This window comes from Stenotrophomonas sp. STEN013, from assembly GCF_056760355.1.
Window position 1 is genome coordinate 646,929 of the sequence record NZ_JBRREO010000002.1, and the last position, 22,632, is coordinate 669,560.

General features: G+C 65.8%; 18 protein-coding genes. 9 read left to right on the forward strand and 9 right to left on the reverse strand.

Translation table 11 applies throughout. From position 1 onward, the window contains the following. Positions 1–33 precede the first annotated feature (33 nt). Together ACVOMH_RS07280 and ACVOMH_RS07285 are read right to left on the reverse strand one after the other, a co-directional pair. Positions 34–600, reverse strand: coding sequence for a response regulator transcription factor (locus ACVOMH_RS07280; protein ID WP_481523488.1), 567 nt, complete (start codon positions 598–600; stop codon positions 34–36). Next, on the reverse strand, positions 597–1,826 hold the full coding sequence (locus ACVOMH_RS07285; protein WP_481551491.1) for an ATP-binding protein: 1,230 nt from the start codon (positions 1,824–1,826) through the stop codon (positions 597–599). Before ACVOMH_RS07285 ends, ACVOMH_RS07280 begins: the two co-directional genes overlap by 4 nt. A gap of 83 nt (positions 1,827–1,909) precedes the next feature. Between ACVOMH_RS07285 and ispG the strand changes: the two genes are divergently transcribed. From ispG to ACVOMH_RS07300, 3 genes are all read left to right on the forward strand, one after another. Continuing rightward, entirely contained in the window at positions 1,910–3,175 is a 1,266-nt protein-coding gene (gene ispG, locus ACVOMH_RS07290) for a flavodoxin-dependent (E)-4-hydroxy-3-methylbut-2-enyl-diphosphate synthase (protein WP_054659267.1), read from the forward strand. After that, positions 3,156–3,842 carry a phosphatase PAP2 family protein gene (locus ACVOMH_RS07295; protein ID WP_481551492.1) on the forward strand — a complete coding sequence of 229 codons (687 nt, stop codon included), beginning with the start codon at positions 3,156–3,158 and terminating at the stop codon, positions 3,840–3,842. Before ispG ends, ACVOMH_RS07295 begins: the two co-directional genes overlap by 20 nt. Positions 3,843–4,122: 280 nt before the next feature. After that, positions 4,123–4,770 carry a response regulator gene (locus ACVOMH_RS07300; RefSeq protein ID WP_057505655.1) on the forward strand — a complete coding sequence of 216 codons (648 nt, stop codon included), beginning with the start codon at positions 4,123–4,125 and terminating at the stop codon, positions 4,768–4,770. 112 nt (positions 4,771–4,882) lie between these two features. On the opposite strand, the gene ACVOMH_RS07305 is transcribed toward ACVOMH_RS07300, so the two are convergent. Further along, entirely contained in the window at positions 4,883–7,936 is a 3,054-nt protein-coding gene (locus ACVOMH_RS07305) for an Rne/Rng family ribonuclease (RefSeq protein ID WP_481551493.1), read from the reverse strand. Between the two features lie 411 nt (positions 7,937–8,347). On the opposite strand from ACVOMH_RS07305, the gene ACVOMH_RS07310 reads away from it, so the two are divergent. Beyond that, positions 8,348–9,322: an RluA family pseudouridine synthase gene (locus ACVOMH_RS07310; RefSeq protein WP_054659185.1), complete on the forward strand. Its 975-nt coding sequence runs from the start codon at positions 8,348–8,350 to the stop codon at positions 9,320–9,322. A 27-nt stretch (positions 9,323–9,349) separates the two neighbouring features. On the opposite strand, the gene zupT is transcribed toward ACVOMH_RS07310, so the two are convergent. The 3 genes from zupT to ACVOMH_RS07325 are packed head-to-tail and all read right to left on the reverse strand — an operon-like array spanning position 9,350 to position 10,951. Beyond that, positions 9,350–10,159, reverse strand: a complete 810-nt coding sequence (gene zupT, locus ACVOMH_RS07315; protein WP_481551494.1) for a zinc transporter ZupT — start codon at positions 10,157–10,159, stop codon at positions 9,350–9,352. A 26-nt stretch (positions 10,160–10,185) separates the two neighbouring features. Further along, entirely contained in the window at positions 10,186–10,602 is a 417-nt protein-coding gene (locus ACVOMH_RS07320) for an energy transducer TonB (protein WP_481551495.1), read from the reverse strand. A gap of 1 nt (position 10,603) precedes the next feature. Beyond that, the gene (locus ACVOMH_RS07325) at positions 10,604–10,951 is read right to left on the reverse strand and encodes a 4a-hydroxytetrahydrobiopterin dehydratase (RefSeq protein WP_481523496.1); all 348 of its coding nucleotides are present in this window, start codon (positions 10,949–10,951) and stop codon (positions 10,604–10,606) included. Between the two features lie 90 nt (positions 10,952–11,041). Between ACVOMH_RS07325 and ACVOMH_RS07330 the strand changes: the two genes are divergently transcribed. Together ACVOMH_RS07330 and ACVOMH_RS07335 are read left to right on the forward strand one after the other, a co-directional pair. After that, positions 11,042–11,641 carry an NfuA family Fe-S biogenesis protein gene (locus ACVOMH_RS07330; RefSeq protein ID WP_054659193.1) on the forward strand — a complete coding sequence of 200 codons (600 nt, stop codon included), beginning with the start codon at positions 11,042–11,044 and terminating at the stop codon, positions 11,639–11,641. A gap of 15 nt (positions 11,642–11,656) precedes the next feature. Then, positions 11,657–13,450, forward strand: coding sequence for a DNA polymerase III subunit gamma/tau domain-containing protein (locus ACVOMH_RS07335; protein ID WP_481551496.1), 1,794 nt, complete (start codon positions 11,657–11,659; stop codon positions 13,448–13,450). Between the two features lie 37 nt (positions 13,451–13,487). On the opposite strand, the gene ACVOMH_RS07340 is transcribed toward ACVOMH_RS07335, so the two are convergent. The 3 genes from ACVOMH_RS07340 to ACVOMH_RS07350 form a co-directional block, all read right to left on the reverse strand. Next, complete coding sequence (locus tag ACVOMH_RS07340) at positions 13,488–13,652, reverse strand: hypothetical protein (protein ID WP_481551497.1); 165 nt, start codon at positions 13,650–13,652, stop codon at positions 13,488–13,490. A 204-nt stretch (positions 13,653–13,856) separates the two neighbouring features. Beyond that, positions 13,857–14,318 (reverse strand): c-type cytochrome, encoded by a 462-nt coding sequence (locus ACVOMH_RS07345; protein WP_481551498.1) that lies wholly within the window; start codon positions 14,316–14,318, stop codon positions 13,857–13,859. Between the two features lie 9 nt (positions 14,319–14,327). Continuing rightward, positions 14,328–14,699 (reverse strand): c-type cytochrome, encoded by a 372-nt coding sequence (locus ACVOMH_RS07350; RefSeq protein ID WP_481551499.1) that lies wholly within the window; start codon positions 14,697–14,699, stop codon positions 14,328–14,330. Positions 14,700–14,923: 224 nt separating this feature from the next. Between ACVOMH_RS07350 and ACVOMH_RS07355 the strand changes: the two genes are divergently transcribed. The 3 genes from ACVOMH_RS07355 to ACVOMH_RS07365 are packed head-to-tail and all read left to right on the forward strand — an operon-like array spanning position 14,924 to position 22,598. After that, entirely contained in the window at positions 14,924–16,057 is a 1,134-nt protein-coding gene (locus ACVOMH_RS07355; RefSeq protein ID WP_481551500.1) for an efflux RND transporter periplasmic adaptor subunit, read from the forward strand. Further along, entirely contained in the window at positions 16,054–19,527 is a 3,474-nt protein-coding gene (locus tag ACVOMH_RS07360) for an efflux RND transporter permease subunit (RefSeq protein WP_481551501.1), read from the forward strand. Before ACVOMH_RS07355 ends, ACVOMH_RS07360 begins: the two co-directional genes overlap by 4 nt. Positions 19,528–19,532: 5 nt before the next feature. Beyond that, entirely contained in the window at positions 19,533–22,598 is a 3,066-nt protein-coding gene (locus ACVOMH_RS07365; RefSeq protein ID WP_057505652.1) for an efflux RND transporter permease subunit, read from the forward strand. Positions 22,599–22,632 lie beyond the last annotated feature (34 nt).

Here is a 22,632-nt window from a genome sequence, read left to right on the forward strand (position 1 = left end):
AAACGCCGTGCAGCGATGCGCGGCGTTTCCCGTTCAGCGGTTGGGATCGCGCTCGGGGCTGGGGCGCTTGGTCAGCTTGCGCTGCAGCGAGCGCCGGTGCATGCCCAGCAGGCGTGCAGCGGCCGAGACATTGCCGCCGGTCTCATGCAGCGCCTGCTGGATGTGCTCCCACTGCAGGCGGCTGATCGGCGTCATCGCATCGGGTGGCTCGACTTCTTCGGGCTCGTCGCCTGCCTCGTCGTCCTCGCCGAGCGCGCGCAGGATCATCTGCACTGTGGCCGGCTTGGGCAGATAGTCATCGGCGCCCAGCTTGATCGCTTCGACCGCGGTCGCGATCGAGGCATAGCCGGTCACCAGCAGAATACGCATGTCCTGACGCAGCTCGCGCAAGGGCTGGATCAGGTTGAGTCCGGATTCGGTGCCAAGCTTGAGGTCGATCAGCGCAAACGCGGGGGGCGCCTGGGTGGCCAGTTGCAGTGCGCTGTCGATATCGGTGGCGGTGATTGTTTCGATGTCGCGCCGGGCAAGGGTGCGCTGCAAAGTGCGCAGATAGAGCGGATCATCGTCGACCAGCAGGCCGTGGGTCACAGGGGTGTTCATGTATTTACCTCGGCATTGTCCAGCGGCAGGCGGAAGCCGACGCGCGCTCCCTGGCCCTCGGCAGGACGCAGCCACAACTCGCCATGCAGGCGTTCAATGGTGGCATGGGACAGCGCCAGGCCGACCCCCATGCCGTCGGTTTTGCCGCTGTTGAACAGGGTGCCGGGCAGCGCGGCGGCGTCGGCATTGAAGCCGGGGCCATAGTCGCGCACTTCGCCGTAGAGCTGGCCGTCCCTTACCTGCAGATCCAGGTCGACTTGCGGGCGTCCGGCGCCTTCGCCGGCATCAGCGGCATTGTTCAACAGTACCTGCAGCAGGTGGCCCACGCCGGGGTCCAGCTTCAGCTGCAAGGGCGCATCGGGATTGCGCCGCAGCTGGATGGTCGGGCGTACCAGGCGCCATTGTTCAAGCACGCTGCCGATGGATGCCACGCTGCGGCTGCGACGTACGCCTTCGGCGGGAGCTGCCAGCGCCAGGACGCGCTCCCGGCATTGCACCAGCAGCTCGCGCAGGGTTTCCAGGTCCTCGCGCATCTCCGGATCGTCGGCGCATTGCTCGGCGATATCGTCGGTCAGCAGTGTCATGGTCGCCAGCGGGGTGTTGAGTTCGTGCGCCACCGAGGCGGCGTGGGTGGCCAGGGCGACGATGCCTTCGTTGCGTACGAAGCGCTCGCGCAGCAGCGCCAGCTGGTTCTCGCGTTCGCGCAACGCCGCGGCCAGACGGGTGGAGAACACCAGCACCACGACGCTGGAGAGCAGGAAGTTGGCTGCCGCGCCCCAAAGATGCAGGCTCATCGAATCGAAATGGCCGCCTTGCAGTGGCAGACCGAATGCCGCACTGAGCGCATAGCCACCCACGCAGGCGGCGGCTACCGCGTGGGTCCAGCGCAGCGGCAGGGCCAGCGCCGCCAGTGCGATCAGGATCAGGAACAGGGAGCCGAACGGATTGCTGATGCCGCCGCTCCAGCCCACCATCCACGTCAGTACCGTGACATCGACCAGAATGTGGCCAAACGCCGTGGCCGGTGCCACATCGCTGTCATGTACGCGCAGTTGCACGTACAGGTTGAACAGGGCCAGCACGAAGACACCGGCCCACAGCGGCAGTTGTGGCAGCTCCAGCCCCAGCAGCCAGGTGGCGACGAGAATGGTGGCGGCCTGGCCGGCAGTGGCCAGCCAGCGCAGACTGCACAGGGTGCGCAGGAAAGAAGTGTCGCGGGTGTTCATTGGTCAATCGTATGCTGTCGAGGTGGATAAAGCCCACCGCAAGGTTCATGCCCGACGATGGCCAGGCGCGCTAAAATGGCCGCATGCATGACGCCGTGACCCGACCGACTCCGCCCACCGACGCTACCGCGTGGCCCCGCCGCATAACCCAGTCCGTGAATATCGGCGGGGTGAAAGTAGGGGGCGGCCACCCCGTGGTTGTGCAGTCGATGACCAACACCGACACCGCCGATGTGGCCGCCAGCGTGAAACAGGTCGCCGAGTTGTGGCGGGCCGGTTCGGAAATGGTGCGCCTGACTGTCAACAATCCCGAATCCGCGGCCGCCATTCCGCGCATCGTCGATAAACTGGCGATGATGGGCATCGATGTGCCGCTGATCGGTGACTTCCACTACAACGGCCATCAGCTGCTGGGCAACGAACCGGCCTGCGCCGAGGCGTTGGCCAAGTACCGCATCAATCCGGGTAACGTCGGCTTCGGCAAGAAGAAGGACACCCAGTTCGCGCAGCTGATCGAATTCGCCATCAAGTACGACAAGCCGGTACGCATCGGCGCCAACTGGGGCTCGCTGGACCAGTCGCTGGCGGCCAGGCTGATGGACGAGAACAGCCAGCGTGCGCAACCGTGGGATGCCGGCCGCGTGCTGCGCGAGGCGCTGATCCGCTCGGCAATCGATTCGGCCGAAACCGCCGTCGAGCTGGGTCTGCCACGTGACCGCATCGTGTTGTCGGCCAAGGTCAGCGGCGTGCAGGAGCTGATCGCGGTCTACCGTGACTTGGCCAACCGCTCCGATTTCGCCCTGCATCTGGGGCTCACCGAAGCCGGCATCGGCAGCAAGGGCATCGTCGCCTCGTCGGCGGCGTTGGCGGTTCTGCTGCAGGAAGGGATCGGCGACACCATCCGCATCTCGCTCACCCCCGAACCGGGCCAGTCGCGCACGCAGGAAGTCATCGTCGCGCAGGAGCTGCTGCAGACCACCGGGCAGCGCGCGTTCACGCCCATGGTCACGGCCTGTCCGGGCTGTGGCCGTACCACCTCCGAGTTCTTCCAGGAGCTGGCCAAGGTGGTGCAGAACCACGTGCGCGAGAAGATGCCGGTATGGCGCGTCAGCCATCCAGGCGCGGAGAACATGACGCTGGCGGTGATGGGCTGCATCGTCAACGGTCCGGGCGAATCCCGGCACGCCAACATCGGTATTTCACTGCCAGGTACCGGCGAGACTCCGGCCGCGCCGGTGTTTGTAGACGGCGAGAAGAAGGTGACGCTGCGAGGCGAGAACATCGCCCAGGACTTTGTTGCACTGATCGACGACTACGTTGAAACCCGATATGCACGAAGCTCCGGCTGATTCCCGGAGCGAGGCGGCCGGCCTGCGGCGCTGGTTTGGGCACAATGCGTGGCGGCTGGTACTGCTGTTTGCCGGTGTGCTGCTGCCGCTGGCCGGTTTTGTCGCCCTGGCCGACGAGATCCACGAGGCCGAGGCCCTCCATGTCGACCATGCCGTGCTGCTGCGGATGAAGGCGCTGGCCTCTCCGGCGTTGAACGACTTTTTCGTGGTGATGTCCAAGCTGGGTTACCAATGGGGTGTCATTCCGCTTGACGTGCTGATTGTCGGGGCGCTGATGCTGGCGCGGCGTTGGCGGAAAGCGGCATTCGCGACAATGGCATTCGTGGGATCCGCGTTGTTGAACGTGGGCAGCAAGCAGATTTTCCAGCGGGAGCGTCCGACTCTGTGGGAGTCCATTGCGCCGGAAAGTACCTTCAGCTTTCCCAGTGGCCATGCAATGGGGTCGATGACGCTGGCGTTGACGGTGGTGCTGCTGGCGTGGCCCACGCGCTGGCGCTGGCCGGTAGTGGTTTGGGCGCTGCTGTTCGTCGTGCTGGTTGGTCTGTCACGCATCTATCTGGGCGTGCATTTTCCGTCCGACATTCTGGGCGGCTGGTGTGCGGCCCTGGTGTGGGTGCTGGGCGTGTATCTGCTGATGTTTCGACGCCGTCACACTTTGCCTGCCTGACGATTGTCGTATCAGGAAATTCCTAGTGGAAAGCGGGCAATGCCCTTATGGCTGGTGGCCAGCCGACAGCTCAGAGTGGCGCGGCTGCTGCAGCTGTTGTGGGGTTGGCTCCGGCGAACAGGCACCCGTCGGTACCTGAAAAACTCCGGCGTCGCCGATTCTGGTCGATAATGCGCAGGGCCCACCACCGGGGTTGATGAGGGGAATACCATCAACCGCTGCACGCACTGCAAGGCGTGGCCGGGCTCAATCTGTTGGTTCGTCTTCGGGGAATCCTGCAATGACTGTCCGAGTTTTTTTGATTGACGACCATGCCCTGGTACGCACCGGCATCAAGATGATTCTGGGCGGGCAGGCCGATATCGAGGTGGTGGGTGAGGCCGAGAGTGGTGAGCTGGCCTTGCCGCAGATCCGGCAGCTCAAGCCCGATGTGGTGTTGTGTGATCTACACCTGCCGGGGTTGAGTGGATTGGAAATCACCGAGCGCATCATCAAGGGCAAGCATGGCACGCGGGTCATCATCGTATCGGTGCTGGAAGACGGGCCGATGCCACAGCGGCTGATGGAGGCCGGTGCATCGGGCTATGTGGGCAAGGGCGGTGATGCGCAGGAGCTGGTCAAGGCGATCCGCGATGTCGCGCTGGGCCGTCGCTACCTGGCCAACAGCATCGCGCAGAATCTGGCGCTGGCGAAAATCGGACCGGGCTCGCCGTTCGATGAGCTGTCGCGACGGGAGATGGAAGTTGCCCTGTTGCTGATCCAGGGCTACCGCCAGGAGGAGATCGCGCGCCGGTTGAGCTTGAGTGCGAAGACGGTGAACACGCACAAGACGCGGATGTTCGAAAAGATCAAGGTGCAAGACAACATCGCCTTGGCACGTCTGGCGGCCCAGTACGGCATCGTGGATCCTGCAAGGAACGTGTGTTGACCCGTCTGCCGCAGGCGCCCGCCTGACGCGCGCCGGGGAAGGGCGCGCAGCCTTGAAAACAGAAAAGCGGCCTCATGGGCCGCTTTTCTGTTTTTCATACCAGGCGCGTGGATCAGGCGTTGCGCGGTGCCTGGTCCTCTTCCTTCTCCGCGTTGGCCTCTTCCGTCGCCGTCACGACCGCCGGTTCCGCTGCGGCCGGCGGGGGTGCCGGAGCAACTTCCTGCGCGGTCCTGGTGACGGCCTGCTCGGCCGGGGCTTCAGTCGCAGGAGCCGGTTCCTGCGCGGTGAACAGTTGCCCATTCTCCGGTCGCACTGCAGCCGGTGCGGATGTGACGGCCGGGGCCTCGACGACCACTTCTGTGACCACCTCCGCCGGAGGGGCGGACGCCGCCGGAGCAGCCGGAGGCGCTGCGTCGGCCGGTGCGCTGACGGCCGGTGCGGCAACGATGGCGGTTTCCGGCGCCGCCACGGTTGGCTGCGGCGCTGCGGCTTCCACCTCGGCGGTAGCCGTGGCCTGCGGGGTGATCTCCACCGGGGCGGCCGCGGCAGCAACAGCGGTGGTTGCAACCGGCGCCGGTGCGGCCGGCTTTTCGGCCTTCACCACGGGTGCCTGCGGTGCAGCAGCGGCCGGCTCATCGTCAAAGTCGAACTCCGGCTGCTGGCTGCTCGGCTGGGCTGCGGTATGGACGGCATCGACTTCGCTGTCATCCAGTGCATCCGCGTTGTCGTCGTCCGTACCGGTGATATCGGTGTTGCCCGCGGCGTCAGCCCCTCCGCGACGGCGGCGGCGGCCACCGCGGCGACCGCGGCGGCGACGGCTGCCGCCTTCACCATTGCCTTCGTCGCTGTTGGCGGAGGGTTCGCCCCCGTTCTCGATTTCCGTTGCCGCGATGGCGATCTGCTCTTCGGCGGTGACCGCCGCGTTGAGTGCCTGCGTGACGGGCGCCTTGTCCTGCACCACGGTTTCCGTGGCGTCCGCGACTTCACCGGCTGCTACCGGCGGGGCGGGCATGGGCTTGACCTCGGCCGGGATGGCGCCCGCCCGTGCGGCTTCCGCGTTCGGCTGACGGGGCTGCTTCTCGGATGCGGCGGCTGTGGCCTTGTCGCTCTCCTGCTGCGGCCTGGGCTGCTTCTGCGGCTTGGGCTGCTTCGGCTGCTTGGGTTGCTGCTCGTTGTTGCGCGGCTGCTTGGGCTGCTGCGGCTGCTCGTTGCGCGGCTGCTTGGATGGCGATGGCTGCAGGTTGTCCTGCGTCTGCGACGCCGGACTGGTCGCGTTCTGGCGCCGATCGTCCTTGCGTTCATCGCGGCGGTTGCCATTGCGGGCCTGTTGCGGCTGGCCATTGCCGCCCCCGTTGCCACGATTGCCTTCGCGGCGCTGGTTGCGGTCATTGCGGTTGCCGCGGCCGCCTTCCGGCCGCTGGGGCTGGGCCGGCTGCGCGGCAGCGCTTGGCTCGCCACCGAACACGCGCTTGAGCCAGCCCATCACGCCGCCGGCAACCGGTGCTGCGGGCGCTGCGACGGGAGCGGGAGCCGGGATTGCCTCGACCACTTCACGGACCGGAGCCGGCTGGCTGTGCTTGACTTGGGTTACCGCCGGTGCCGGCGGGATGTTCAGCTGGGCCTTGGTCAGGGCATGTACCGGCAGCTTGCGCGGGGTGCCGCGCTGATAGCTCGGCCGTGCGCTTTCCTCGCCCAGCTCGTTGTCGCGCAGGCGGGTGACTTCGTAGTGCGGGGTGTGCAGCTGCTCGTCGGCGACGATGACGATCGGGGCATCGTGGCGCTGCTCGATCTCGCGCAGCGCGCTGCGCTTTTCATTGAGCAGGTAGTTGGCGATCTCGACCGGGGCCTGGACCAGCACCTGTCCGGTGTTTTCCTTCATCGCATGCTCTTCGGCCACGCGGATGATGGACAGCGACAGCGACTCGATGCTGCGCATGCGGCCTTGGCCGTCACAACGCGGGCAGACGATCTGGCTGGATTCGCCCAGGCTCGGACGCAGGCGCTGGCGGCTCATTTCCATCAGGCCGAAGCGCGAGATACGGCCCAGCTGGACGCGGGCGCGATCGTATTTCAGTGCGTTCTGCAGGCGGTTTTCGACTTCGCGCTGGTGCTTGCTGGAGGACATGTCGATGAAATCGATGACCACCAAGCCGCCCAGGTCGCGCAGGCGCAACTGGCGGGCGACTTCTTCGGCCGCTTCCAGATTGGTCTGGAAGGCGGTGTCTTCGATGTCGCTGCCCTTGGTGGAGCGGGCCGAGTTGACGTCGATGGCGGTCAGCGCCTCGGTCTGGTCAACCACGATCGAGCCGCCGGACGGCAGGCGCACGTTGCGCTCGTAGATCGCCTCGATCTGCGATTCGATCTGGAAGCGGTTGAACAGCGGGATGTCGTCCTTGTAATGCTTGAGCTTGCGCAGGGTCTGCGGCATCACCTGCTGCATGAAGTCACGTGCGGTCTCGTACAGCTCTTCGGTGTCGACCAGGATCTCGCCGACGTCGCTGCGCAGGTAGTCACGCAGGGCGCGCACGATCAGGCGCGACTCCTGGTAGATCAGGAACGGGGCCGGCTTGGTCAGTGCGGCTTCGGCGATCGAGCGCCAGACCTGCAGCAGGTAGTCCAGATCCCATTGCAGCTCTTCGGCATCGCGGCCGACGCCGGCGGTGCGGATGATCACGCCCATGTCGTCGGGGATGTTCAGCTTGTCCAGCGCTTCCTTCAGCGCGGCGCGGTCTTCACCCTCGATGCGACGGGACACGCCGCCGGCAGAGGGGGAATTGGGCATCAGCACCATGTAGCGGCCGGCCAGGGAGATGAAGGTGGTCAGGGCGGCGCCCTTGTTGCCACGTTCTTCCTTGTCGACCTGGACGACGATTTCCTGGCCTTCGCGCAGGAGCTCCTTGATGGTGGCCTTGTTGTGGTCAACGCCGGCCTGGAAGTAATCGCGGGAGATTTCCTTCAGCGGCAGGAAGCCATGGCGGTCACCGCCGTACTCGACAAAGGCGGCCTCGAGCGACGGCTCAAGACGGGTGATGCGGCCCTTGTAGATGTTGGACTTCTTCTGTTCCTTGGATGGCTGTTCGATATCGATGTCGTACAGGTTCTGCCCGTCGACGATGGCCACGCGCAGTTCTTCGGCCTGCGTGGCATTGATCAGCATTCGCTTCATTGTGCGTTCCTCGCGCGCTGCTACCGCGCGGAACGCCATGGCGTTTCGCCTCTGGACACGGGTCACCGCCCATTCGCGCAGGCGCGGGTAGGGCGGCTTGGGTTTCCAGCGCTGCAACACCACGGCAGGCCGCGGGAGCGCTTCTGTTTCTTGTTTTTAGGTTTTTCAGGGCCGGCGACTGCATCCGGCCGTGGCCGGGGGCGTCGCACGGGACATATGTTTCGTCCAGCACAGATGCTTTGGGCATCTGGCGATGGCCGGAGACGCCGACGAGCCGCTAACATGGCCGCCCCGGGGGCGGTGGCCGCGCACTGTGCCGGATTCGTGGGAAGCGGGGCTTCTGGCCCTGACCAACTTCCAACGAAATCAATCCCTTATATCGCCCCCCGAGTGTAACAGAATAATAGGCTCATGACTGACTCCGAACACCGCCCCACGTCGCCTGCGGGCAAAACCAGTGTGCGCATGATCAAGGTTCCTGAAGACAGGGCCGGACAGCGGCTGGACAACTTCCTGCTGGGCCAGCTCAAGGGTGCTCCGCGCAGCCTGGTCTACAAACTGGTCCGCAGTGGCCAGGTGCGGGTCAATGGTGGCCGGGCCAAGGCCGAGCGCAAACTGGAGGCGGGGGACGAGGTCCGGGTGCCCCCGGTCAGTCTCGCCGAGGCCGGAGAAAAGACGCCCCCGCCCGCAAGTTTCCTGCAGGTGATGGAAGCGGCCATCGTCTTTGAAGACGCCAAGTTGCTCGTGATCAACAAGCCGACCGGGGTCGCCAGCCATGGCGGGAGCGGAATCAGCCATGGTGCGATCGAGACGATGCGGGTATTGCGACCGAACCTGAATCTGGAACTGGTGCACCGCTTGGACCGCGACACCTCCGGCCTGCTGATCATGGCCAAGAAGCGCTCGGCGCTGGTCGAGTTGCAGGCGCTGCTGCGGGAAGACCATGGCGGCATCCAGAAGCGTTACCTGACTCTGCTGGCCGGGCGCATGCCCGACGGGGTGATGAGCGTGGATGCGCCATTGCATGTCGGCCTGCGCCAGGGCGGTGAACGTCACGTCCAGGTCAATCCGATCGGCAAGCCCTCGCTGAGCCATTTCCGGGTATTGGAGCGGCGCGGCGGGCACTCCTATTGTGAAGTGCGGATCGAGACCGGCCGTACCCATCAGATCCGCGTGCATGCCCAGCATATCGGCCATCCCGTCGCAGGTGACGACAAGTACGGCGATCCTGCCGTCAACAAGCGCTTTCGTGAGCAGATCGGGCTCAAACGCCTGTTCCTGCATGCCGCCTCGCTGGAGTTCGCACTGGATGGCGGCAAGACCCCGTATCTGCTCAATGCGCCGTTGGCGCCGGAGCTGGCTGAGGCGTTGAATCGGCTGGCCTGAGCCTGGGGTGGTGGGCGCCGCCGGCGCCTACCATTTGAACAGCACCAGACTGATGGCGAGGGTGGCCATGCCGGTCACCAGGCCGTAGACGGTCTCGTGGCCCTGGGCGTAGCGCTTGGCGGCCGGCAGCAGTTCGTCCAGCGCCAGGAACACCATGATCCCGGCGATCAGCCCGAACACGACGCCGAAGGTGTCGTGCGAGAGCATGTCGGCCAGGGCGAAATAGCCGATCCCCGCGCCCACCGGTTCGGCCAGTCCCGACAGCAGGCTGGCGGCAAAGGCCCAGGATTTCCTGCCGGTGGCGAAGTACACCGGCACGGCGATGGCGATGCCTTCGGCAATGTTGTGGATGGCGATGGCGAAGGCCAGCGGTGCGCCGACCGAGGGGCTTTCCAGGGTGGCGAAGAAGGTGGCCAGGCCTTCGGGGAAGTTGTGCGCGGTGATCGCCAGCGCACTCAGCAGGCCGACGCGGCGGATGTGGTTGCGGTTGTCGGCGCGCAGGGCGGGGTCCCGCGTATCCAGGGTCTCGTGCGGGTTGGGTATGAGATGGTCGACGGCGACGATCAGCAGCACCCCGGCCAGAAACGAGAGGGTGCCCCAGGTGAATCCGAGTCTGTCGCCATGGGCCAAGGTGAATGAGGCGATGGATTTGTTCAGGATTTCCGACAGCGACACATAGACCATCGCGCCGCCGGCAAAGGCCAGTCCGAACGCCAGCAGGCGCGGGTTCGGGCGCCGCGAGAACAGCACCATCAGGCTGCCGATGGCGGTGGCCAGGCCGGCAGCCAGCGTCAATGAGAACGCGATCCAGAGATTGCCGCTGGGAATCTCGTGCATCGGATGCGCGCCGGGGGAGAAGAGGCTCAGCTGCCGCGGCGCATCCGCTCCTCGATCGCGAAGCACTCGTCCGGCTTGGGTTGCGGCGGGTTGAAGCTGACCGGCACCTGGATCGTGGTGGGGACCGGCTGGCCGTTGCGGGTGGCCGGCTTGAACTTCCATTCACGCACGCGGGTGATGGCCGAGTCGTCCAGCTGGCTGTTGCCGCTGCTGGTGACCAGTGTCACGTCGGTCGGCGTGCCCTGTGCACCGACCAGTACGTTCAGCACGCTCTTGCCGCCCACGCCGGTACAGGCCAGCTCTGCCGGATAGTCCGGCGGCGGGGTCTGCAGGGCGGCAACCTCGGTGGGGGCGACCACGGCATTGGCCGGTGGCTGCGGCGAATTGCAGGCGCCGAGCACGGCAACGGTGGTCAGGGAGCCCAACAGCAGGCGCAGTTTCATGTCATTGCTCCGTTAGCGCAGAGGCCTTGGCGGCACAGATGAAGTCGTTCTCGCTCAGACCGCCAACGTCGTGGGTGGAAAAGCGCACGACCGCGCGGTCGTAATGCACGCCCAGATCCGGATGGTGATCCTCGGCGTGTGCAATCCACGCCAAGGCGTTCACAAAAGCCATGGTGTGGTAGTAGTTGTCGAAACGGAAGGTGCGCAGCAGTGCCTGGCCGTTCTCGGCCAGTTCCCAGCCGGGAACCTGCGGCAGCAGTTCGGCCAGACGGGCCTGGCCGAGGCGATGCTCGCTGCCTTTGCGTGGAATGCAGCTGGCTTGCGCCAGGGGTATCAGGTCAGGGGCCACGGGAACCTCCATCGGGCAGGGGACTGGACAATGGTGCGCGGGGAAGCAGTGTCCCATCAGCGTCAACCAAGACGCGGCTAGAATACCCGCATGATCCAGATCTCAGATACCGCTCAGACCCATTTCCGCAAGCTCATCGAACGCGAGGCCGTGCCCGGCATGGGCGTGCGCCTGAGTGCCGTCGACCCCGGAACGCCGCGCGCCGATGCGCGCCTGGAGTTCGCCGAACCGGCCGATCTGCTCGGCGACGAATGGGCGATCGATTGCGACGGCTTCACGCTGTATGTGGATGCCACCAGCGTGGGCTGGCTGGACGGTGCCGAAATCGATTACGTCACCCAGGCCGCCGGCACCCAGCAGCTGACCATCAAAGCGCCCAAGATCAAGGGTGAAGCGCCCGGCGAGGCTGCCTCGATGGTCGAGCGCGTGCGCTGGGTGGTTGAAAACGAGATCAACCCGCAGCTGGCCTCGCATGGTGGCCGTGTCGCGGTGCAGGAAGTCTCCGCCGACGGGGTGGTGCTGCTGCGCTTCGGGGGTGGCTGCCATGGCTGTGGCATGGCCGATGTGACCTTGAAGCAGGGGATCGAGAAGACCCTGATGGGCCGGGTGCCCGGTATCACCGCAGTACGCGACGCCACCGACCACGACACCGGTCAGGCGCCCTACATCCCACGCGAAACCGCGGGCTGAGGCGACACCCGCCGCATGCCGGGGACACCGGTCAGTGATCTGGTAAATCTGCTGGCCGCGCGCCGGCAGGTGAGCATTCTGCACGACCGCCGCACGCGCATGCCCTACAGCTGGAGCAACTGGCTGCAGACCCGCGTATCCCGGGCGATCTCCGCCTTCACCCACAGCGAGATGCTGGCCACGGCGGCGGCCAGGCCGGCGCGGCCGTCCCCTGGCGCCGCGCCGTTGGTGCCGCTGTGGCGCACGATGCTGCTGATGTTCTGGCATGGCGGTGATCCGCCGCCGCCTGATCAACGCGGGCTGCGCTGGTTCGCCGGTTTCTTCAGCGCCGGCCTGCATCTGCTGTTTGCGATGCTGCTGCTGTGGGTCGCGCTGGTGCGTAGCAATGCCCCCGAGGACAGTGCCGACGAGGGCGCGCGTGTACAGATCGAATACGTCGGCCGCGGTACGCCCGAGGATGAGGGGGGCGGTACGCCGCAGGCCGCAGTGGCAGCCGGGCAGGTGGCCAATGCCGGGGCTGACACGGTGATCCCGGCGTCTGCGCAGCCAGCGGCAGCGGCGTCGTCTTCAGCTTCGGCCGCGGCGCAGGAGGCGGTCGCTGCTCCGGACTCGACCGCGGAGATGGACGCATTCGAGAGTATGTCGATTGACGCGTCCAAGCCGGTACCGGTTCCCGAACCGACGGCCGAACAACCCTTGCAGGTCACTGAAACGACCCGGCCCACCAGCCGGTTCGTGGTGCCGCCACCGGCCGTGAATGCGCCCATCGTGAGCCCGCGGGTGCAGGCGGTACGGGAACGCACGGTCGAAACCGCGGTGGAACGCCCACAGCCGATGCAGTCGATACGCACCCCGGTCGAGCTGCAGCCGCAGCTGCGGCTGCCACAGGTCCAGGTCCGCGAACGCCAGATCGAGGTGGCACCCTCCCAGCCGGTGGTACTGACCCAGCCGCGCGCGCGCGCGGTCGAAGTGCAGGTGCGGTCGCCCGAATTGGGGGTGGCCGAACGGCAGATCGAGACCGCGCCGCAGCGCAATGTGCCGATGGCGGCGGTAAGGTCACCCGAGATCAATGCGCAGGTGAGTGCGCCGCCGGTGGCGGTGCGCGAACGACAGCTGCCCGGAGTGCCGGATGCGCCAGTAGCCTCGCCCGCGCCCGCCGAGGGGACGATGGCCACAGCCACGGGCAGTGCGCGGGCGGACGTGACCGCTCAGCGTGAAGGAGCTGCCTCGACGGGTATGGCGGCGACATCCGTGCCGCGCTCCGGCAGCAGTGCCGGGGCCGGGCCGAGGCCGCAGGATCGCAGTGGCGGTTGGGCTACGCCCACCCGCGGCGACGACTGGGGCGCCTCACAGCGGCCGATGGCGGGCGATGCTGGCGGGCGGGCGGACCAGGGCGAGGGGCTGTTCAACGCCGATGGCTCGGTGCGACTGGCTGGCAGCGAAGGGCGGGGCCAGGATTCCCCGCGCGGTGCGCCGGGAGGCGAGTCGGACAGCTGGAGCCGTGAGCGCATCGCCCAGTCCGGCACCTGGCTCAAACGCCCGCCGTACGACTACACGCCGACCTCGCTCGACAAGTACTGGGTGCCCAGCGAGTCGCTGCTGGCCGAGTGGGTGCGCAAGGGCATCAAGAGCATCGAGATTCCGATTCCCGGCTCCAGCAGCAGGATTTCCTGCGTGGTGTCGCTGCTGCAGTTCGGCGGCGGCTGCGGCCTGACCGATCCGAACATGCAGGAGCAGCCGGCCGAGGCACGGCCGCCGCCGGATATCCCGTTCAAGAGGGAATTGCAGGAAGACAACGGCAGCCGCTGATGCGTGTCAGCGGCGGTGGTTTCCGGTGTGTTGCTGGTCAGCTGCCTGTGATGAAAGAAGTGAAACCGCTGTCTGGCGGGCGCGCGGTAGCGGGGGCGCTTTCAACCCTCTGCTCGAAGAAGCCCCGTGCATCTTCGGTGCGGAGCCTGGCAGGAACCTCAAGCGCTTCTTCCTGACGCAACCATTCCAATGCGATCGCCATGGCCGCACCGGTGGGATCAAACGCGTTGCATGGAAGCCGATGGCGGCGGTCTCTGCGGCGACGATAGCGGGGAAGTTCTCCGCGCAGATCAGGCATCGGAAAAACGGCATATCCACCGGCAGCTGCGCCCGAGGGCGTTTGCGGGTGGGCTGACAGAACAAAGCCGCCTTCCCGGCGGCTTTGGAAACCCAAATGCAGGGTGGATCAGTCGACCCCGTGCAGGTCGCGCAGCTGGCTCGGGCGCGAGCCGAAGTAGGCCGCCAGATCGGCGATGTCTTGATCGCTCAGGTCTTTGGCCTGCGGGGTCATCAGCATGTGATCACGGGTACCGCCGCGGTACGTCTGCAGTGCATGGGCTAGGTAGTCGCCGTACTGGCCGCCCAGTTTGGGATAGGTCGGGTCGATCGGAGCGTTGCCATCGGCCCCATGGCAGTCGATGCAGCTCTGCCCGGTAGCCTTGCCTTTGGCCGCGGCCAGCTGCTCGCCGGCGGCGATGCGGCCCTGGGGCAGTCCGGCCGAGGAGCGGGAGTTGTGCTCGCCGCTGGCATGGCCGGGGTCGGTGGCGGACTTTCCGGTCGATTCCACCTCGGACTGCGAACACGCAGCCATGGCAACGGCGGCGAACAGGGCGATGGACAGGCGCATTGCGTGCGTGGCTTTCGTCATGGTCGGCGCTTATTTGAGGGTGGACAGATAGACGGACAGGTCGGCGATTTCCTGAGCGCTGAAACTCATCGACTGCGCCTGCATCGTCGGGTGCTTGCGCTTGCCTTGCCGGTATTCCATCAGCGCCTGGGTCAGGTAGGCCGAAGACTGCCCGCCGATCTTGGGCACGCGATAGCTGGGGTAGGCGTTCTTGTAGCCGGTCAGGCCATGGCAGCCCTGGCAGGTGTAGGCCAGGGTTCTGCCGGCCTCCACGTTGCCGGTTACGGCCGGTGCCGGCGTGGCGGGGACGGCGGGTGAGTCAGACGACGGATCAGCTTGGGCGGCCCCGAAGGTCAGGGCGAAAGCCAGAGCGAAACAAGCGGCGAGCGGCTGCGGGCGCATGGTTTCCTTGTCCGGTGAGCGGGGCTGGGGTTCCGCCGTGGGGACACGGAACGGGCCGAGTATAGCCCGCGTATTTATGCGATCGGAACCTGTGGTTGATGCTGCGGCGCGTCAGCTCATACTGCGTGCTCCTCACCGATCCATGACTTTCGGGGCATGGTGTGACTGTGGGGTGGTGCAATACTTATCTACAACACCTGCCTACGCATCCCTGGGACAAGACGATGTCGCGACTTTCTACTCTGTACGGCCGCACCGGAACCTGCGCCGCCGCACTTCTGATCTCTTCGGCCCTGCTGCTGGGAGGATGCAAGGCCGGAGGCGAGGAGGCCCAGGCCAAGACGCCCGAGGAACAGAAGGCCATCGATGCGGTGCCGGTGGAAGTGGCCAAGGCGGCCAACCGTGCGATCGCCGCCAGCTATACCGGTACGGCCGCGCTGGATGCGCGTGCCGAATCGCAGGTGGTGGCCAAGACCTCCGGCGTGGCGCTGGCAGTGATGGTCGAAGAGGGCCAGACGGTCCGCGCCGGGCAGCCGCTGGTGCGGCTGGATCCGGATCGCGCGCGCCTGGCGGTGGCGCAAAGCGAGGCGCAGATGCGCAAGCTGGAAAACAGCTATCACCGCGCGCAGAGGCTGGTGGAGCAGCAGCTGGTCAGTGCCGCCGATGTCGACCAGTTGCGTTTTGATCTGGAGAACGCCCGTGCCCAGTACCGCATGGCGACGCTGGAGCTTTCCTACACCACGGTAGTGGCGCCGATCTCCGGTGTGATCGCCTCGCGCGATATCAAGCCGGGCAACTTCGTGCAGATCAACTCGCCGATTTTCCGCATCGTCGATACCGGACAGCTGGAAGCCACGCTCAATGTGCCCGAGCGCGAAATCGCCAAGCTCAAGCCGGGCCAGGTGGTGAAACTGGCGGCCGATGCATTGCCCGGACGCAGCTTCACCGGCACGGTGGACCGGGTGTCGCCGGTGGTCGATACCGGTACCGGCACGTTCCGCGTGGTCACCACGTTCTCCGGCGAGCCCGACCTGCAGCCGGGTATGTTCGGCCGGCTGAGCATCAACTATGACCAGCGCGCCGATGCGCTCGTGGTACCACGCAATGCGCTGCTGGAAGACGGCGGCCAGCCGGCGGTGTATGTGGTGCGCGACGGCAAGGCCCTGCGCACCACGCTCAAGCTGGGCTACGACGATGCGGGCTGGATCGAAGTGCGTGAAGGCCTGAAACCGGGCGATGAAGTGGTGATCGCCGGCAAGGCGGCCTTGCGCGAAGGCAGTGCGGTGCAGGTGATCGGCAAGGACAAGCCGGCCGAAGTCGCCGCCAAGGCACCGGCCGCACAGGCGTCCAAGCAATGAGTGGCCCGGCTCCATCGGCCCCCGGCGGCGGCTTCGATCTGATCGAGTTCGCCACGCGCCGGCGCGTCACCATCGCGATGATGACGCTGACCCTGGTGCTGTTCGGCCTGATCTCGCTGCAGAGCCTGAAGGTCGAATTGCTGCCGGACCTGAGCTATCCCACGCTGACCGTGCGTACCGATTACGAAGGTGCGGCGCCGGCGGAAATCGAAACGCTGATCTCGCAACCGGCCGAAGAGGCGCTGGGCATCGTCAAGGGCCTGCGCAAGCTCAAATCGATCTCGCGTACCGGACAGAGCGACGTGGTGCTCGAGTTCGCCTGGGGCACGGACATGCAGCAGGCCGGTCTGGACGTGCGCGACAAGATGGAGACGCTGCAGCTGCCGCTGGAGGCCAAGCCGCCGGTGCTGCTGCGCTTCAATCCGTCGACCCAGCCGATCATGCGCTTGGCGCTGTCGTCCAAGCAGGAAGCCGGCAGCGAGACCGATGCGGTGCGCAGGCTGATGGAGCTGCGCCGCTATGCCGATGAGGATCTCAAGCGCAAGCTCGAACCGGTCAGCGGTGTGGCCGCAGTCAAAGTCGGCGGTGGTCTGGAAGACGAAATCCAGGTGGAGATCGACCAGCGCAAGCTGGCCCAGCTCGGCCTGTCGCTGGATACGGTGATCCAGCGCCTGCAGCAGGAGAACGTGAATCTCTCCGGCGGTCGCCTGGAGGAGGGCTCGCAGCGCTATCTGGTGCGTACCGTGAACCAGTTCGCCACGGTCGAGCAGATGCGCGAGATGCTGCTGACCACCACCGGGGGTTCCGGCGGAGCGGCGGCGGCCGGGGAGAACCGGCAGTTGATGATGGCCATTCTCGGCAGTCGCGATCCCAATGTGATCGCCGCGATGCGCAATGACGGCAACGGTGGCGGTGTGGCCACGGTGCGACTGAAGGATGTGGCCAACGTCTACCAGGGCTACAAGGAACGCGAGGCGGTGATCCGCAGCGGCGGCCGTGAGGCTGTGGAGCTGGCCATCTACAAGGAAGGCGATGCCAATACGGTGTCCACCGCCGATGCCCTGGAAACCCGGCTGGAAGCCATCCGCAAGCAGCTGCCCAAGGACATCGAGCTGACACAGGTGGAGGACCAGTCGGTCTTCATCCGCCACGCCATCAAGGACGTCAAGATCGATGCGGTGATCGGTGGCCTGCTGTCGATCCTGATCATCTTCCTGTTCCTGCGCGATGGCTGGAGCACTTTCGTCATTTCGCTGTCGTTGCCGATCTCGATCATCGCCACGTTCTTCTTCATGGGCCAGCTGGGCCTGAGTTTGAACGTGATGTCGCTGGGTGGTCTGGCGCTGGCCACCGGTCTGGTGGTGGATGACTCGATCGTGGTGCTCGAATCCATCGCCAAGGCGCGCGAGCGCGGCATGGGCGTGCTGGAAGCGGCGATCAAGGGCACCCGCGAGGTATTCATGGCGGTGGTGGCCTCCACGCTCACCACCATCGCGGTATTCCTGCCGCTGGTGTTCGTCGAAGGTATCGCCGGCCAGCTGTTCCGCGACCAGGCGCTGACGGTGTCCATCGCCATCGCGGTGTCGCTGGTGGTGTCGATGACGCTGATCCCGATGCTGAGCGCGCTCAAGGGCCGTCCGCCGCTGGAGTTTCCGGCCGAGGATCCGCGCCAGCCGTGGCGTCCGGCCAGCCGTTGGCAGAAGCCGATGGCCTACACCGGCCGTGGTATCGGCGCGCTGATCCGCTACGGTTTCCTGGCGCTGGTCTGGTCGGTGGTGCGGGTCTTCCGCGGCATCTCGGCGTTGGTGGGCCCGGTGATGCGCAAGGCCAGTGATCTGGCGATGGCGCCCTACGGCCGTGCCGAAGCCGCCTACCTGAAGGCATTGCCGGCGGCGTTGAAGCGGCCGTGGCCGGTGCTGGGCTTTGCAACGCTGGCCTTCGGCCTGACCCTGGCCGCGCTGCCACTGCTGGGGGTGGACCTGCTGCCGCAGCTGGCCCAGGACCGTTTCGAGATGACCGCCAAGCTGCCGCCGGGCACGCCGCTGGCGCAGACCGATGCGCTGGTGCGTGAGGTGCAGCGCACGCATGCCAACGAAGAAGGCGTGCGCCTGCTGTATGGCGTTTCCGGCACCGGCACCCGGCTGGATGCCAGCCCGACCGAAAGCGGCGAGAACATCGGCAAGCTGTCGGTGGTGATGAGCGACACCTCGCGCGAGCCGGAGCTGACTGAAAAGCTGCGGCAGACGATGAAGGCCTGGCCGGCCGCGCAGGTCGACTTCGCCCGTCCGGAGCTGTTCGCGTTGTCGCCGCCGCTGGAGATCGAGATCGAAGGCAACAACCTCGAGGACATCCGCGTGGCGGGCAACCGCTTGGCCGACCTGCTGCGCGGCAATGCGCACTATGCCGACGTCAAATCGACGGTGGAGCAGGGCTTTCCGGAAATCCAGATCGTGTTCGACCAGGAGCGCGCCGCGGCGCTGGGCCTGACCACACGGCAGATCGCCGATGCGGTGGTGAACAAGGTGCGCGGCAATGTGGCCACCCGCTACAGCTTCCGCGACCGCAAGATCGACGTGCTGGTGCGCGTGCAGGAATCGGAGCGTTCCTCGGTGGAGGATATCCGCCGCCTGATCGTGCATCCCAGCGGTTCCAAGCCGGTCGAGCTGGGCTCGGTGGCCGAAGTGGTTTCCACCACTGGCCCCAGCGAAATCCATCGCGCCGATCAGCGCCGCGTGGCCATTGTCTCGGCCAACCTGCGTGATATCGATCTGGGCAAGGCGATCACCGAGGTGCAGAGCCTGGTGGCGCAGAATCCGCTCGGTACCGATGTGGGCATGCATATCGGTGGCCAGGGCCAGGAGCTGGGCGAGTCGATCCGTTCGCTGCTGTTCGCCTTCGGTCTGGCGGTGTTCCTGGTGTATCTGGTGATGGCCTCGCAGTTCGAATCACTGCTGCATCCGTTCGTCATCCTGTTCACCATTCCGCTGGCGCTGGTCGGTGCGGTGGGCGCGCTGCTGCTGTCGCGCTCGCCCGTTTCGGTGGTGGTGTTCATCGGCCTGATCCTGCTGGTCGGGCTGGTGGTGAAGAACGCGATCATCCTGATCGACAAGGTCAACCAGCTGCGCGAGGAAGGCGTAGCCAAACGACAGGCGCTGGTGGAAGGCGCACGCTCGCGTCTGCGTCCGATCATGATGACCACCTTGTGCGCAGTGTTCGGCTTCCTTCCGCTGGCCCTGGCTGTCGGTGAAGGTGCCGAGGTGCGCTCGCCGATGGCGATCACCGTCATCGGCGGTCTGCTGGTCTCCACCCTGCTGACCTTGCTGGTGATCCCGGTGGTCTATGACCTGCTGGACCGCAAGCCGGACGAGTACTACGCCGAGCGCGGCCTGCGTGCCCGGCAGGTGGCCGCACAGGCGGTGCAGGTGCTGGCACGCGAGCAGGACGCCCTCGACGGCGCGGCGAAGGACTGATCCGGATGAACATCACCGAGCTGTCCATCCGCCGCCCCGTCACCACCATCATGCTGTTTGTCTCGATGGTGGCGATCGGCCTGATCGCCGCATTCAAACTGCCGCTGGAGGCCGAACCGGAAGCGACGATTCCCTTCTTCTTCGTGTCATTGCCGTACCCCGGCTCCACGCCGGAAGAAGTGGAGCGCAACGTGCTGCGGCCGGTGGAAGAGGCCATTGCCACGATGCCCGGTATCAAGTCGATGAACTCGCGGGCCAATGCCGAAGGCGGCACGATCCAGGTCGAGTTCAGTGACTGGGGCCGGGATATCGCCATGGCCGCTTCCGAGGCCCGCGAGCGCATCGACGCGATCCGCGACCAGCTTCCGGACGATTTCCGCCGCTACTACGTGCAGCGCTGGAGCACCAGCGACCGCGAGGCGATGAGCCTGCGCCTGAACAGCGAGGAGGATCTGACCGCGCGCGTCGATCTGATCGAACGCAGCATCAAGCAGCGGCTGGAGCGCCTGCCAGGCGTGGCCCGCATCGAGGTCGAAGGCGTCGCCAAGCAGGAAGTACTGGTCGCGCTGGACAAGGATCGCCTCAGCGCGCACGGCGTCGCCCTGAACGAGCTGGTGCAGCAGTTGCAGGCGGCCAATTTCTCGGTTTCGGCTGGCCAGATCAACGAGGCCGGCCGCCGCCTGCGCGTGCAGCCGCGCGGCGAGCTTCTGGAGTTGCAGGCCTTGCGTGACCTGCGCATCAACAATCGCGGCACCCGTCTGTCCGATATCGCCGAAGTCAGCTTCCAGCCGCAGCGCATGAACTATGTGCGGCAGATGGAAGGCCGGCCCAGTGTGGGTGTGGACATCTACAAGGAGCGTTCGGCCAATCTGGTGGATCTCTCGCGCGCTGTGCGGGCCGAGATCAAGGTGCTGGAAAACGATCCGGCGATGCGCGGGATCGATATCGAGATCGCCGACGACCAGGGCCAGGCGGTGACCACCTCGCTGCTGAAGCTGGCAGAGGCCGGTGCGATCGGTCTGCTGCTGTCGGTGATCGTGCTGTACGCGTTCCTGCGCCACTGGCCCTCGACGCTGATGGTATCGATGGCCATTCCGATCTGTTTCATCATGACGTTGGGCTTCATGTACTTCACCGGCATCACCTTGAACATCATCTCGATGATGGGCCTGCTGCTGGCGGTCGGCATGCTGGTGGACAACGCGGTGGTGGTGGTGGAAAGCATCTACCAGGAGCGGGAGAAATTTCCCGACCAGCCGGCGATGGCCTCCATTGTCGGTACCCGGCACGTGGCGATTGCCCTGTCCGCCGGCACGTTGTGCCACTGCGTGGTGTTCCTGCCGATGATGTTCGGCGAGAAGAACATCATCACCATCTACCTGTCGCAGCTGGCGGTGACCATTTCCGTGTCGCTGCTGGCCTCGTGGCTGGTGGCGGTGAGCCTGATCCCGATGCTCTCGGCACGGATGAAGACGCCGCCGGCGGTGAAATCGCCCTTCATCAGTCGTCTGCAGGACCGCTATGCGAAGGCGCTGCGTTGGACGCTGCTGCACCGTGGCTGGAGTGTGGCCGGCATCCTGTTCATCTCGCTGGTCAGCGTATGGCCGATGACCCACACCCAGGGCGGTGGCGATGAAAGCGATCCGGACGAGATCAACATCTTCTACCAGTGGAAGGGCTCCTACTCCAAGGAGGAGATGGGCAAGGAAGTGGCGCGGGTGGAGGATTTCGTCAACGCCCATCGCAAGGATTTCCATATCAAGCGCGTCTACAGCCGCTACAGCGAACAGGGCTGGGCGCAGACCCGCCTGTTCCTGGACATCGATGATGCCGAGCTGAGCAAGAAGATCGAGGAGGAGGTGCGCAAGGGGCTGCCGCAGTCGGCGCGGGCGAAGATCGGCATCGGCTGGCCGGGCGGGCAGGGCAGCGAAGGCCAGGGCATCCGCTTCAGCCTGGTCGGTGATTCGACCCAGACCCTGCGGGAGCTGGCCGACGATATCGTGCCAATGCTGGCGCGTGATCCGAAGCTGCGCGACGTACGCGTGGATACCGGCGATGCCAATGCCGAACTGGCGGTGCGCGTGGACCGGGAGCGTGCAGCCGCCTACGGCTTCAGCGCACAGCAGGTGGCGCAGTTCGTGGGTATGGCGTTGCGTGGCTCCTCGCTGCGCGACTTCCATCGCGATGATGTGGAGATTCCGGTCAACGTGCGCTTCGCCGGTTCGGAGAGCTACGGCATCGAGGATCTTTCCTCGTTCATGGTGCGCACCTCCAGCGGCGCGGAAGTGCCGCTGCTGGCGATGGTCGATGTCGACGTCAATCCGGCGGCCAATTCGATCCAGCGCCTGAACCGGCAGACCATGCTGCGGGTGGAGGCCGGGCTGGCCAAGGACGTGGCGATGGATGCCGCGCGCAAGTCGGTGGAAGCCACCCTGGACGGCGTGCAGTTCCCGCCGGGCTACGGCTACACCTTCGCTGGCGGCGGCTTCAACATCAACTTCGATGGCATGCAGCAGATGGTGAACAGCATCTTCATCGCGCTGATCCTGATGCTGGTGATCATGGCCGCGGTGTTCGAGTCGCTGCTGTTTCCGGCGGCGATCATGTCCTGCGTGCTGTTCTCGATCTTCGGCGTGTACTGGCTGTTCTGGTTGACCGGTACCGAGATGAACATCATGGCCGTGATCGGCATCCTGGTGTTGATGGGCGTGGTGGTGAACAACGGCATTGTGATGATTGAGCACATCAACAATCTGCGGCGGCGTGGCATGGCCCGTACCGATGCGCTGGTGGAGGGCAGCCGCGAGCGGTTGCGGCCGATCATGATGACCATGGGCACGGCGATCCTGGCGATGATCCCGATCGCCTTGAATACCGAAACCGCCGATGGCATGCCGCCGTATCACCCGATGGCGCGCGCCATTGCCGGTGGCCTGGCCTTCTCCACGGTGGTCAGCCTGTTGTTCCTGCCCACCATCTACGCCATTCTCGATGACCTGCGCATGGGCACGGCGCGGCTGGTACGACGCGCACGCGGGTTGCCGGTGGACGGCCCGGTGCTGGAAAGCTGATCGGGGTCGCACCCGCTGAAAGAAAAAAGGCCCG

Excerpts from the sequence above, each read along its gene's own strand:
- ACVOMH_RS07280 (WP_481523488.1), bottom strand. The coding sequence starts at position 600 with ATGAACACCCCTGTGACCCACGGCCTGCTGGTCGACGATGATCCGCTC.
- ACVOMH_RS07285 (WP_481551491.1), bottom strand. The coding sequence starts at position 1,826 with ATGAACACCCGCGACACTTCTTTCCTGCGCACCCTGTGCAGTCTGCGC.
- ispG (WP_054659267.1), top strand. The coding sequence starts at position 1,910 with ATGCATGACGCCGTGACCCGACCGACTCCGCCCACCGACGCTACCGCG.
- ACVOMH_RS07295 (WP_481551492.1), top strand. The coding sequence starts at position 3,156 with ATGCACGAAGCTCCGGCTGATTCCCGGAGCGAGGCGGCCGGCCTGCGG.
- ACVOMH_RS07300 (WP_057505655.1), top strand. The coding sequence starts at position 4,123 with ATGACTGTCCGAGTTTTTTTGATTGACGACCATGCCCTGGTACGCACC.
- ACVOMH_RS07305 (WP_481551493.1), bottom strand. The coding sequence starts at position 7,936 with ATGAAGCGAATGCTGATCAATGCCACGCAGGCCGAAGAACTGCGCGTG.
- ACVOMH_RS07310 (WP_054659185.1), top strand. The coding sequence starts at position 8,348 with ATGACTGACTCCGAACACCGCCCCACGTCGCCTGCGGGCAAAACCAGT.
- zupT (WP_481551494.1), bottom strand. The coding sequence starts at position 10,159 with ATGCACGAGATTCCCAGCGGCAATCTCTGGATCGCGTTCTCATTGACG.
- ACVOMH_RS07320 (WP_481551495.1), bottom strand. The coding sequence starts at position 10,602 with ATGAAACTGCGCCTGCTGTTGGGCTCCCTGACCACCGTTGCCGTGCTC.
- ACVOMH_RS07330 (WP_054659193.1), top strand. The coding sequence starts at position 11,042 with ATGATCCAGATCTCAGATACCGCTCAGACCCATTTCCGCAAGCTCATC.
- ACVOMH_RS07335 (WP_481551496.1), top strand. The coding sequence starts at position 11,657 with ATGCCGGGGACACCGGTCAGTGATCTGGTAAATCTGCTGGCCGCGCGC.
- ACVOMH_RS07340 (WP_481551497.1), bottom strand. The coding sequence starts at position 13,652 with ATGGCGATCGCATTGGAATGGTTGCGTCAGGAAGAAGCGCTTGAGGTT.
- ACVOMH_RS07345 (WP_481551498.1), bottom strand. The coding sequence starts at position 14,318 with ATGACGAAAGCCACGCACGCAATGCGCCTGTCCATCGCCCTGTTCGCC.
- ACVOMH_RS07350 (WP_481551499.1), bottom strand. The coding sequence starts at position 14,699 with ATGCGCCCGCAGCCGCTCGCCGCTTGTTTCGCTCTGGCTTTCGCCCTG.
- ACVOMH_RS07355 (WP_481551500.1), top strand. The coding sequence starts at position 14,924 with ATGTCGCGACTTTCTACTCTGTACGGCCGCACCGGAACCTGCGCCGCC.
- ACVOMH_RS07360 (WP_481551501.1), top strand. The coding sequence starts at position 16,054 with ATGAGTGGCCCGGCTCCATCGGCCCCCGGCGGCGGCTTCGATCTGATC.
- ACVOMH_RS07365 (WP_057505652.1), top strand. The coding sequence starts at position 19,533 with ATGAACATCACCGAGCTGTCCATCCGCCGCCCCGTCACCACCATCATG.